Origin of the sequence: Flavobacterium inviolabile (assembly GCF_013389455.1) — a bacterium.
GTDB lineage: Bacteria > Bacteroidota > Bacteroidia > Flavobacteriales > Flavobacteriaceae > Flavobacterium > Flavobacterium inviolabile.
The window spans coordinates 728,440-741,013 of sequence record NZ_CP058278.1 but is presented as its reverse complement, the minus strand read 5'-3'; the positions used below and the strand labels follow the sequence as shown (position 1 = coordinate 741,013).

The window sequence follows — 12,574 nt, the reverse complement described above, 5'->3', positions numbered from 1 at the left end:
GTCATGTTTGATAAACCACAAAAATCCTATACCGATTTACTCGGGAAAACCAATAGAATTGTTGAAGGAACTACAATAAAAGGGGATATTATTTCTCAGGCCGATTTTAGACTTGACGGACATCTGATTGGAAATTTCACGTCAAAAGGCCGGTTGGTTATTGGCCCTGCCGGTAGTGTTACAGGAGATATTTCCTGTAAAACAGCCGATATTGAAGGTAAATTCAATGGAAAAATCGAAGTGACCGATATTCTGAATATTAAATCCAAGGCCTCCATTAAAGGGGAAGCTATAGTGGGGAAACTTGCTGTAGAACCCGGTGCCGATTTCAGTGCGTCCTGTGTGATGCGCAATGTGGTAAAAACAATCGCTAAAGATGAATCAGGATCAGGAGAAAAAATCGCGTAATAAGTGGCTGGCACTAATTAATATCCCGTTCCAGATGGGGATAATAATTTTTGCGTTTGCATATTTAGGCGGCTGGCTTGATGACAAATACCCGAATCCCAATGATTTATATATAAAAATCCTGACGTTGTTAGGTGTTTTTGTGGCGCTTTATAATGTGATAAGGCAGGTAAATCAATTAAATAAATAAATTAAAATTCATGAGCAGGAAAAAATATGATGTAATACTTCGTTTGTTTCAGATTATGCCCGCAGTGGCGCTTTTACACATTCTGATATTTCAATTCGGTATTCCTTCTCAAACGTATCAGGTATTTCATTATCCGGTGTATACCGTGTACCTGTTCTTCTTTATCCTCTCTTTGGTATTACTTTTCATTTTAATAAAAATAAACGAAACAAAACCCGAACAGTTAGGTTTTGTTTTTCTGGTTCTAATCAGTATTAAGTTTGCGTTAAGTTATATTTTTCTGTTACCGGTGCTTCAGGACAATACCGAGAGTGCTTATATGGAGAAAATTAATTTTTTTATGATTTTTATTGCTTTTTTAGCGGTAGAAGTGGTTTTAGCTTCACGATTATTAAATAAGAAATAATAAACGAAGTAAAAATTCATAAATACACTAAAAAAGAGGGGCAATAATCTTGGAATATTAATTAAAAATGTACCTTTGCACCAAATTTAAGGACCGTAAAAATTAAGATATTTAATAAGGTATGGTGATTTCAAAAAAACCTGTCAGATTTATTCTAGCAACTTTTGTAGGGCTGCTTTCTTCTGTTGCTATAGCTAACCCTGTAGTAGACACTACTCAAGTAAAAACTGAAGTGGCGCATGAGGCTCATGTAACTGCTGATGCAGCACACAATGAAGCTTCTCATGGAGACGAGCACGAAGCTCAGGATCCAAAAGACAAAGTAACAGCTTACATTGAACACCACTTGCAGGATTCGCATGATTTTGTTTTCTTTTCAGATGAAAAAGAAGGTAAACATTATGGTTTCTCTTTGCCGGTTATCTTAATTGATAACGGCTTGAAGGTATTCTCTTCTTCAAAATTACACCACGGGGAAACTGTGGCGGAAGTTGATGGTAACTATTATAAATTATACCATGGTAAAATCTACAAAACAGATGCTGCCGGTACAATTACTTATGATGAGCACCACCACCCGGCTAACGTAAAACCGTTAGATTTTTCAATCACTAAAAATGTTGTGTCAATGTTGGTAGTATCGGCGTTATTATTGCTGATGTTTACCGGTTTGGCAAAATCATACAAAAAAGGACCAATCCCTACAGGTTTCGGAAGAGTTTTAGAGCCGCTGATTCTTTTTATCAGAGACGAAATCGCTATTCCTAACATCGGAGAGAAAAAGTACAGAAAATACATGGGTTACCTGTTAACGGTATTCTTCTTTATCTGGTTGTTGAACCTTTTAGGAATGACACCTCTTGGAATTAACGTTACCGGAAATATTGCTGTAACTGTTTGTTTGGCTTTGTTTACCTACTTTATTACACAATTCAGTGCGAATAAAGATTACTGGGGACACATTTTCTGGATGCCGGGTGTTCCGGTTCCAATGAAAATTATCTTAATGCCAATTGAGATTTTAGGAACATTAACAAAACCATTTGCATTATTAATTCGTTTATTTGCAAATATTACTGCAGGTCACGTTGTAATCATGAGTTTGATTGCTATGATCTTCGTAGGAAAGAATATCTATGCCGATATGCCAATCTCTTTAGGTTTGACACTATTTATTTCGGTTATTGAAATTTTAGTAGCATTCTTACAAGCGTTTATCTTTACAATGTTATCATCATTGTTTATCGGTATGGCGGTTCAGGATCATCACCATGATGATCATGGACACGAAGAAGAAAATGTAATTATTTAATTTAGAAGTTTAATTTTTTTAATATATACTTATGGGAAGTCTTAATTTAATCGGAGCTGGTTTAGTAGTAATCGGAGCAGGTTTAGGTTTAGGTAAAATCGGTGGATCTGCTATGGACGCTATTGCTCGTCAGCCAGAAGCTGCTGGAAAAATTCAAACAGCGATGATTATTATCGCTGCTTTATTAGAAGGTTTAGCATTCGCTGCTTTAATCTTAGGAAAATAATAAAGGAAAAAAGTTTAACAATACCTGTAACGGTTGGTTGCAGGTGTTGTTTTATTAGTAAGAAAAAAATTAAATCATAATATATTCATTATAATGGAGAAATTAATTAACGATTTTTCATTCGGTTTATTCTTTTGGCAAGCACTTATCTTATTAGTGTTAATCCTGCTTTTAGTTAAATTTGCCTGGAAGCCAATTATGGATTCTATCACGGCTCGTGAGGAAGGTATTAAAAATGCAATCGCTTCAGCTGAAAATGCGAAGAAAGAAATGCAAAACCTTAAAGCTGATAACGAAAAATTATTAGCAGAAGCAAGAGCAGAAAGAGATACAATGATTAAAGAAGCTCGTGAAATTAAAGAAAAAATGATTGCTGATGCGAAAGCAGAAGCTCAGGTTCAAGGTGATAAAATGATTGAGCAGGCAAAAGCTACAATCAACAGTGAGAAAAATGCAGCGATGGTTGAATTGAAAAACCATGTGTCTACACTTTCATTGGAAATTGCTGAGAAATTATTAAAAGAAGAACTAGCTAACAAGGATACTCAAACCAAATTGGTTGAGAAAATGTTAGATGACGTAAAATTAAATTAATCGTTTATGGCAAGAGCTGCGATTAGATATGCAAAAGCAATTTTAGATATTGCTAATGCAAACGGTCATGCCGCAACAGTAAATGAGGATATGAAAACCATCATTACTGCTGTAAATGAAAGTAAAGAGCTGGAAGATTTTTTAGGGAACCCGGTTGTAAAGGGTGATGTAAAAAATGCAGCACTATCTGAAATATTTGCTTCTGTTCAGTCAGAAACGAAAGGGTTATTCCAATTGCTTTTAGAAAACAAAAGATTTGAAATTCTTGCAGAAATTGCAACGCAATACAACGCTTTGTTTGACGAAATGAACGGAATTGAAAAAGTAAAAGTTACAACAGCTTTTCCTATCACCCCGGAATTAGAAGCTAAAGTTTTAGCGAAGATCAAAGAATTTTCAAACAAATCCGTTACAATTGAAAACATTGTAGACCCGGAAATTATCGGAGGATTTGTTTTAAGAATAGGAGATAAGCAATACAATGCTTCCATAGCAACAAGATTGCGCGAATTAAAAAGAGAATTAAGTAATTAATATTTACCACACTGAAAGGTGTTTAAATTATAAATCAAGATGGCAGAAATTAAGCCTGCTGAAATTTCAGCAATATTAAAGAAACAATTATCTGGTTTTGAATCAGGAGCTACTTTGGAAGAAGTGGGAACAGTTCTTCAAGTGGGTGACGGTATCGCTCGTGTTTATGGTTTATCTAACGCACAATACGGTGAGTTAGTGCAATTTGAAAACGGGTTAGAGGCAATTGTATTAAACCTTGAAGAAGATAATGTAGGTGTGGTATTATTAGGTCCGTCTACTGGAATCAGAGAAGGGTCAACAGTTAAGAGAACACAACGTATCGCTTCATTGAAAGTTGGTGAAGAAATGGTAGGACGTGTGGTTAACACGCTAGGTTTCCCTATCGATGGAAAAGGACCTATCGGTGGAGATCTTTACGAAATGCCATTAGAAAGAAAAGCTCCTGGAGTTATCTTCCGTCAACCGGTAACAGAACCGTTACAAACAGGTATTAAATCGGTAGATGCCATGATCCCTGTTGGACGTGGACAACGTGAGCTTGTAATCGGTGACCGTCAAACTGGTAAAACAACAGTTTGTATCGATACAATCTTAAACCAAAAAGAATTTTACGATGCAGGTAAACCTGTATTCTGTATATATGTTGCAGTAGGACAAAAAGCTTCTACAGTTGCTGGAATCGCTAAAACATTAGAAGAAAAAGGAGCAATGGCTTATACAGTTATTGTTGCTGCTAATGCTTCCGATCCTGCTCCAATGCAGGTTTATGCTCCTTTCGCAGGTGCAGCAGTAGGGGAGTACTTCCGTGATACAGGTCGTCCGGCTTTAATTGTTTATGATGATTTATCTAAACAAGCGGTGGCTTACCGTGAGGTGTCTTTATTATTACGTCGTCCACCAGGACGTGAGGCGTATCCTGGAGACGTTTTCTACCTTCACTCAAGATTATTAGAGCGTGCTGCAAAAGTTATTGCTGATGATAGCATCGCTAAAAATATGAATGACTTACCGGAATCTTTACGTCCAATCGTTAAAGGTGGTGGTTCATTAACAGCTTTACCAATTATCGAAACACAAGCGGGTGACGTTTCTGCGTATATCCCTACAAACGTAATTTCGATTACAGATGGTCAGATCTTCCTGGAGTCTGATTTATTCAACTCTGGTGTACGTCCGGCGATTAACGTTGGTATATCTGTATCACGTGTTGGAGGTAACGCTCAGATCAAATCAATGAAAAAAGTATCGGGTACATTAAAATTAGACCAGGCACAATTCCGTGAATTAGAAGCTTTCGCGAAATTCGGATCTGATTTGGATGCGGTTACTTTAAACGTAATTGAAAAAGGTAGACGTAACGTTGAAATCTTGAAACAAGCAGTAAACGATCCGTATACTGTAGAAGATCAGGTTGCAATTATCTATGCCGGAACGAAAAACTTATTAAGAAACGTTCCTGTTAATAAAGTAAAAGAATTTGAAAAAGATTATTTAGAATTCTTAAAAGCGAAACATAAAGATACTCTTGATGCTTTAAAAGCGGGTAAATTCACAGACGAAATTACAGACGTTTTAGAAAAAGTAGCTAAAGAAGTTTCTGCAAAATATTAATAATTTGATAGTTTGAAAATTTGAAGATGGCTGACATCTTCAAATTTTTCAGATTATTTCATTTTCAAATCGACAAATGGCAAATTTAAAGGAAATACGTAATAGGATTACTTCTGTTTCATCAACGATGCAAATTACATCTGCGATGAAAATGGTGTCTGCAGCTAAGCTGAAAAAAGCACAAGATGCAATTACAGCAATGCGCCCTTATGCCGAAAAATTAACAGAGCTAATACAAAATTTAAGTGCGTCACTAGAAGGAGATGCTGCTGGAAAATTTGCGGATCAACGTGATGTAAATAAAGTATTGATTGTTGCAATTACTTCGAACAGAGGACTTTGTGGAGCTTTCAATGCGAACGTTCTTAAACAGGTTAGAACACTTACGGAAGCCTATGCAGGAAAACAGATTGATGTGATTACTGTTGGTAAAAAAGGAAATGACGTACTTAGAAAAACCAATAATGTTATCGACAACCAAAGTGCTATCTATGATAACCTGGCATTTGAAGGAGTTGCTGCTATTGCAGAAACATTAATGGAAAAATTCGTTGCCGGAGAGTATGACAAAATTGAATTGGTATACAACCAGTTTAAAAATGCTGCTACGCAAATCGTGATGACCGAACAATTTTTACCGTTAGCTTCAATCGAAGGAACTCAGGTGGCAACATCAGATTATATCTTTGAACCTTCTAAAGAAGAAATTGTGTTGACTTTAATTCCAAAGTCGTTAAAAACACAATTATACAAAGCGATCAGAGATTCATTCGCGGCAGAACATGGTGCCCGTATGACAGCAATGCATAAAGCAACGGATAATGCTACCGAATTAAGAAACCAGTTGAAACTTACTTATAACAAAGCACGTCAGGCTGCCATTACAAACGAGATCCTTGAAATCGTAGGTGGTGCTGAAGCTTTAAAAAGCTAAGTAAACTTTTAAAAGTATTTAATAATTGTTTATCGGTTATTAAACAACAATAAAATTCAAAAAAGCGACAAGAGTAATCTTGTCGCTTTTTTGTTTTTATAAAATTCCGGAAAAGAAAGCGTGCCGCCCCTTTTGTATCGTGTATAAAAAGGAGCAGGAAAAAATTCATTTAAAAACTTCAAGAAAAGGAATTTTACAGATTTATGGCAATAATAACCTGCCATATTATAATGGTAACAAAAATGCTATTGAATTTAGCTCACTCCGGATTGAAAATTCGCCGGATAAATTGGTAAAGGAACTAACGACTGCATTTTTTTGGATATTTTTTATAAAGGAAACAGGCCAATTATTCCTTATATATATAGGAGCAGAAAATCAGCGAAGCAGTTTTTTGATATTTAATGGAACCTGGTATTTAAAAAAACAGCTTATTTGAAAAGATTGAAGACCGGATTTTAGCAGTGAAATAGCGATCAGGTATCGGTTCTGGTAAAAAAAGACAATATTTTTCAGGAATAATTTTATGCTTTATAAATAGGAAATAGTTGGAAGAGCCTGTAAAATCAGTATTTGAGAGCAAAAATGGGAAAATCCCCTAAAAATAATTTGTTATATTAAGGATTAGTAATCAGTTTGTTAAGTAATTGTTTTGTAGAAAGGCAAAAAATAGTTTAGAAATAGTTTGGAGAAGAGTAAAAAGGTGCTACTTTTGCACCCGCAATCAAGGCGAAGTTCATTAGATATTGAGGTTGAATCGGAGTGAAAAAGGGATTAAAAAATTTTTCAAAAAAGATTTGGCTAAATGGAATAAAGGTTTTACCTTTGCAGCCCGCAAAAACGGGAAGTTCATTGAGAGATTGCGTAGGATTTTTGAGTTAAGAAGCTTTTGAGAAGCTTGAAAAAAAAACTAAAAAAAATCTTGCGAGATTAAAAAAGGATTTCTACTTTTGCATCCGCTAACTGAAAGGCTAGCGGCTCAGAGCTTAGGCTTTGAGGGGAATAAAAAAGAAGACACGTTCATAGACATATTGGATTGACAGCATATAAAGAGAGAGTAAGATTTTTCGAGTAGAAGAATAAGCTAGATAATTTATCGACAATATTAAAAATATACGATGAAGAGTTTGATCCTGGCTCAGGATGAACGCTAGCGGCAGGCCTAACACATGCAAGTCGAGGGGTAGAGGAAGCTTGCTTCCTTGAGACCGGCGCACGGGTGCGTAACGCGTATGCAATCTACCTTGTACAGAGGGATAGCCCAGAGAAATTTGGATTAATACCTCATAGTGTTATCGAATCGCATGGTTTGATAACTAAAGTTCCAACGGTACAAGATGAGCATGCGTCCCATTAGCTAGTTGGTGTGGTAACGGCATACCAAGGCAATGATGGGTAGGGGTCCTGAGAGGGAGATCCCCCACACTGGTACTGAGACACGGACCAGACTCCTACGGGAGGCAGCAGTGAGGAATATTGGACAATGGGCGCAAGCCTGATCCAGCCATGCCGCGTGCAGGATGACGGTCCTATGGATTGTAAACTGCTTTTATACAGGAAGAAACCCTACCACGTGTGGTAGATTGACGGTACTGTAGGAATAAGGATCGGCTAACTCCGTGCCAGCAGCCGCGGTAATACGGAGGATCCAAGCGTTATCCGGAATCATTGGGTTTAAAGGGTCCGTAGGCGGTTTAATAAGTCAGTGGTGAAAGCCCATCGCTTAACGATGGAACGGCCATTGATACTGTTAGACTTGAATTATTAGGAAGTAACTAGAATATGTAGTGTAGCGGTGAAATGCTTAGATATTACATGGAATACCAATTGCGAAGGCAGGTTACTACTAATATATTGACGCTGATGGACGAAAGCGTGGGGAGCGAACAGGATTAGATACCCTGGTAGTCCACGCCGTAAACGATGGATACTAGCTGTTGGGCGCAAGCTCAGTGGCTAAGCGAAAGTGATAAGTATCCCACCTGGGGAGTACGTTCGCAAGAATGAAACTCAAAGGAATTGACGGGGGCCCGCACAAGCGGTGGAGCATGTGGTTTAATTCGATGATACGCGAGGAACCTTACCAGGGCTTAAATGTAGAGTGACAGGACTGGAAACAGTTTTTTCTTCGGACACTTTACAAGGTGCTGCATGGTTGTCGTCAGCTCGTGCCGTGAGGTGTCAGGTTAAGTCCTATAACGAGCGCAACCCCTGTTGTTAGTTGCCAGCGAGTCATGTCGGGAACTCTAACGAGACTGCCGGTGCAAACCGTGAGGAAGGTGGGGATGACGTCAAATCATCACGGCCCTTACGTCCTGGGCTACACACGTGCTACAATGGCCGGTACAGAGAGCAGCCACTTAGCGATAAGGAGCGAATCTATAAAACCGGTCACAGTTCGGATCGGAGTCTGCAACTCGACTCCGTGAAGCTGGAATCGCTAGTAATCGGATATCAGCCATGATCCGGTGAATACGTTCCCGGGCCTTGTACACACCGCCCGTCAAGCCATGGAAGCTGGGGGTACCTGAAGTCGGTGACCGCAAGGAGCTGCCTAGGGTAAAACTGGTAACTGGGGCTAAGTCGTAACAAGGTAGCCGTACCGGAAGGTGCGGCTGGAACACCTCCTTTCTAGAGAATGATAAATATTTAGTTTATCGAAAGGGAAATATTACTCTCGCTGTTAGTTCAAATAATACACTTAAGAAAGAAACAGAGTCTCGTAGCTCAGCTGGTTAGAGTACTACACTGATAATGTAGGGGTCGGCAGTTCGAGTCTGCCCGGGACTACTATTTTAGACTTAAGAGAAGGAAATTCTGGAAGTTGGGATTCACAATTTAATTCTGAATTCGAAATTCGGGACAAATTGGGGGATTAGCTCAGCTGGCTAGAGCGCCTGCCTTGCACGCAGGAGGTCATCGGTTCGACTCCGATATTCTCCACGATTCCGAGAGGAAAAACCGTTCATTGACATATTGAGATAAGAAAATATTTAAAAAATAGAAAGCACAGTAATTTTGGGTTCTGCTAGCAATAGTAGAATTTAAGATAAAAGTACAATAAGCAAAATAAGGGCGTATGGGGGATGCCTAGGCTCTCAGAGGCGATGAAGGACGTGATAAGCTGCGAAAAGCTGCGGGGATTGGCACATACGAGGTGATCCGCAGATATCCGAATGGGGCAACCCACTATGTTGAAGACATAGTACACCGATAGGTGAGTGAACCCGCTGAACTGAAACATCTAAGTAGGCGGAGGAGAAGAAAACAAAAGTGATTCCGTAAGTAGTGGCGAGCGAACGCGGATTAGCCCAAACCAATGTTGTTACGGCAATATTGGGGTTGTAGGACCACGACATTTCTTGCGGATTGAATTAGAATAACCTGGAAAGGTTAACCAAAGAGGGTGATAGTCCCGTATAAGTAAGAGAAGATAAGGATAGTGGTATCCTGAGTAGGGCGGGGCACGTGAAACCCTGTCTGAATTTGGCGGGACCATCCGCTAAGGCTAAATACTCCTGAGAGACCGATAGTGAACCAGTACCGTGAGGGAAAGGTGAAAAGAACCGTGAATAACGGAGTGAAAAAGATCCTGAAACCATACGCTTACAAGCGGTCGGAGCCCTTTCGTGGGGTGACGGCGTGCCTTTTGCATAATGAGCCTACGAGTTACCGTTGCTGGCAAGGATAAGCACTTCAGGTGTGGATCCGTAGCGAAAGCGAGTCTGAATAGGGCGCCATAGTCAGTAGTGGTAGACGCGAAACCGTGTGATCTACCCATGGGCAGGATGAAGCTGTGGTAACACACAGTGGAGGTCCGAACCGGTTGACGTTGAAAAGTCTTCGGATGACCTGTGGGTAGGGGTGAAAGGCCAATCAAACTCGGAAATAGCTCGTACTCCCCGAAATGCATTTAGGTGCAGCGCTGGCTTAAGTTATATAGAGGTAGAGCTACTGATTGGATGCGGGGGCTTCACCGCCTACCAATTCCTGACAAACTCCGAATGCTATATAATGTTTACCAGCAGTGAGGGCATGGGTGCTAAGGTCCATGTCCGAGAGGGAAAGAACCCAGACCATCAGCTAAGGTCCCCAAATGTATGCTAAGTTGAAAAAACGAGGTTTGTCTGCCCAGACAGCTAGGATGTTGGCTTGGAAGCAGCCATTCATTTAAAGAGTGCGTAACAGCTCACTAGTCGAGCGGACGAGCATGGATAATAATCGGGCATAAGTATACTACCGAAGCTATGGATTTGCGATTTATTCGCAAGTGGTAGGGGAGCATTCTAACAGGGTTGAAGGTGATATGTGAGTATTGCTGGACTGGTTAGAAAAGAAAATGTAGGCATAAGTAACGATAATGCGGGCGAGAAACCCGCACACCGAAAGACTAAGGTTTCCTCAGCTATGCTAATCAGCTGAGGGTTAGTCGGGTCCTAAGGCGAACCCGAAAGGGACAGTCGATGGCCAACGGGTTAATATTCCCGTACTACTTATAATTGTGATGGAGTGACGGAGTGATGAAAGTACCGCGAACTGACGGAATAGTTCGTTAAAGCACTTAGCTATAGGCCCTGTAGGCAAATCCGCAGGGACTGGTGAAATGCGATAGTACTCGGAGTCTTCGGACAAAGAGATAGTGTACCTAAGGGCTTCCAAGAAAACCTTCTAAACTTAGATTATAAGTACCCGTACCGTAAACCGACACAGGTAGTCGAGGAGAGAATCCTAAGGTGCTCGAGAGATTCATGGCTAAGGAATTAGGCAAAATAGACCTGTAACTTCGGGAGAAAGGTCGCCAGCAGCAATGCTGGCCGCAGTGAAAAGGTCCAGGCGACTGTTTATCAAAAACACAGGGCTCTGCAAAATCGTAAGATGAAGTATAGGGCCTGACACCTGCCCGGTGCTGGAAGGTTAAGAGGAGATGTTATCTTCGGAGAAGCATTGAATTGAAGCCCCAGTAAACGGCGGCCGTAACTATAACGGTCCTAAGGTAGCGAAATTCCTTGTCGGGTAAGTTCCGACCTGCACGAATGGTGTAACGATCTGGACACTGTCTCAGCCATGAGCTCGGTGAAATTGTAGTATCGGTGAAGATGCCGATTACCCGCAGTGGGACGAAAAGACCCTGTGCACCTTTACTATAGCTTAGTATTGCCCTTGGATAAGTGATGTGTAGGATAGGTGGGAGACTATGAAGCGGCTTCGCTAGGAGTTGTGGAGTCATTGTTGAAATACCACCCTTTGCTTATCTGAGGCCTAACCCCGCGTTGCGGGGGACATTGCTTGGTGGGTAGTTTGACTGGGGTGGTCGCCTCCAAAAGAGTAACGGAGGCTTCTAAAGGTTCCCTCAGCACGCTTGGTAACCGTGCGTAGAGTGCAATGGCATAAGGGAGCTTGACTGAGAGACATACAGGTCGATCAGGTACGAAAGTAGAGCATAGTGATCCGGTGGTTCCGCATGGAAGGGCCATCGCTCAAAGGATAAAAGGTACGCCGGGGATAACAGGCTGATCTCCCCCAAGAGCTCATATCGACGGGGGGGTTTGGCACCTCGATGTCGGCTCGTCACATCCTGGGGCTGGAGAAGGTCCCAAGGGTTGGGCTGTTCGCCCATTAAAGTGGCACGCGAGCTGGGTTCAGAACGTCGTGAGACAGTTCGGTCTCTATCTACTGTGGGCGTTAGAAATTTGAGTGGATCTGACTCTAGTACGAGAGGACCGAGTTGGACAAACCTCTGGTGTATCTGTTGTTCCGCCAGGAGCACCGCAGAGTAGCTACGTTTGGAAGGGATAAGCGCTGAAAGCATATAAGCGCGAAACCCACCACAAGATGAGATTTCTTTTAAGGGTCGTGGAAGATGACCACGTTGATAGGCTATAGATGTAAAGGCAGTAATGTCATAGTCGAGTAGTACTAATAACCCGTAAGCTTATGTACGCGGTTCCCCCGCTTCGGTGGGGGAAGCAACTTTCTTTTAAGATTAAATAATTTTTATCTCAGTATGTTAAGATATTGTTCATTCGAATTTGGTTTAAAAAATCAAACTCAATGAAACCTTGCTCAAAGCAATGGTACCTATTAAGGTGGTTATTGCGGCGGGGCTCACCTCTTCCCATTCCGAACAGAGAAGTTAAGCCCGCCTGCGCAGATGGTACTGCAATCCTGTGGGAGAGTATGTCGCCGCCTTTCTTTTGAAAACCCTATCCATAACGGATAGGGTTTTTTGTTTTGAGGAAGTGAGAGAAAAGAAGTAAGAGAAAAGAAATAAGAGAAAAGAAATAAGAGAAAAGAAATAAGAGAAAAGAAGTAAGAAATAAGAAGTACAGTGAACCGGTTAAATGATCGGGAAATCG

At 40.8% G+C, this 12,574-nt stretch carries 9 protein-coding genes, 2 tRNA genes and 3 rRNA genes; all 14 read left to right on the top strand.

Translation table 11 applies throughout. The annotated features are described in order from the left end of the window. The first annotated feature begins 3 nt into the window (after positions 1 to 3). Entirely contained in the window at positions 4 to 408 is a 405-nt protein-coding gene (locus tag HW120_RS03445) for a bactofilin family protein (RefSeq protein WP_177730836.1), read from the top strand. Then, a complete protein-coding gene (locus HW120_RS03440) occupies positions 377 to 598 on the top strand; it encodes an AtpZ/AtpI family protein (RefSeq protein WP_177730834.1) in 222 nt (73 codons plus the stop codon). The genes HW120_RS03445 and HW120_RS03440 overlap by 32 nt, the downstream gene beginning before the upstream one ends. 10 nt (positions 599 to 608) lie before the next feature. After that, a complete protein-coding gene (locus tag HW120_RS03435; protein WP_177730832.1) occupies positions 609 to 1,004 on the top strand; it encodes a hypothetical protein in 396 nt (131 codons plus the stop codon). 121 nt (positions 1,005 to 1,125) lie between these two features. Further along, entirely contained in the window at positions 1,126 to 2,316 is a 1,191-nt protein-coding gene (atpB, locus tag HW120_RS03430) for a F0F1 ATP synthase subunit A (RefSeq protein ID WP_177730830.1), read from the top strand. 31 nt (positions 2,317 to 2,347) lie between these two features. Next, positions 2,348 to 2,542 (top strand): ATP synthase F0 subunit C, encoded by a 195-nt coding sequence (gene atpE / locus HW120_RS03425; RefSeq protein ID WP_136404294.1) that lies wholly within the window; start codon positions 2,348 to 2,350, stop codon positions 2,540 to 2,542. Between the two features lie 93 nt (positions 2,543 to 2,635). Continuing rightward, complete coding sequence (locus tag HW120_RS03420) at positions 2,636 to 3,136, top strand: F0F1 ATP synthase subunit B (RefSeq protein ID WP_177730828.1); 501 nt, start codon at positions 2,636 to 2,638, stop codon at positions 3,134 to 3,136. Between the two features lie 6 nt (positions 3,137 to 3,142). Further along, on the top strand, positions 3,143 to 3,670 hold the full coding sequence (gene atpH / locus HW120_RS03415) for an ATP synthase F1 subunit delta (protein ID WP_177730827.1): 528 nt from the start codon (positions 3,143 to 3,145) through the stop codon (positions 3,668 to 3,670). 39 nt (positions 3,671 to 3,709) lie between these two features. Further along, entirely contained in the window at positions 3,710 to 5,284 is a 1,575-nt protein-coding gene (atpA, locus tag HW120_RS03410; RefSeq protein WP_177730825.1) for a F0F1 ATP synthase subunit alpha, read from the top strand. Positions 5,285 to 5,360: 76 nt separating this feature from the next. Next, positions 5,361 to 6,218, top strand: coding sequence for an ATP synthase F1 subunit gamma (gene atpG / locus HW120_RS03405; protein WP_177730823.1), 858 nt, complete (start codon positions 5,361 to 5,363; stop codon positions 6,216 to 6,218). 1,115 nt (positions 6,219 to 7,333) lie between these two features. After that, positions 7,334 to 8,849: ribosomal RNA gene (locus HW120_RS03400) — 16S ribosomal RNA — on the top strand. A gap of 85 nt (positions 8,850 to 8,934) precedes the next feature. Then, a tRNA-Ile gene (locus HW120_RS03395) sits at positions 8,935 to 9,008 on the top strand. Between the two features lie 79 nt (positions 9,009 to 9,087). After that, positions 9,088 to 9,161 (top strand) — tRNA-Ala (locus HW120_RS03390). A 115-nt stretch (positions 9,162 to 9,276) separates the two neighbouring features. Then, positions 9,277 to 12,158: ribosomal RNA gene (locus HW120_RS03385) — 23S ribosomal RNA — on the top strand. A gap of 142 nt (positions 12,159 to 12,300) precedes the next feature. Continuing rightward, a 5S ribosomal RNA gene (gene rrf / locus HW120_RS03380) occupies positions 12,301 to 12,410 on the top strand. Together the 16S, 23S and 5S rRNA genes with 2 tRNA genes alongside form the textbook arrangement of a ribosomal RNA operon. Positions 12,411 to 12,574: the final 164 nt, after the last annotated feature.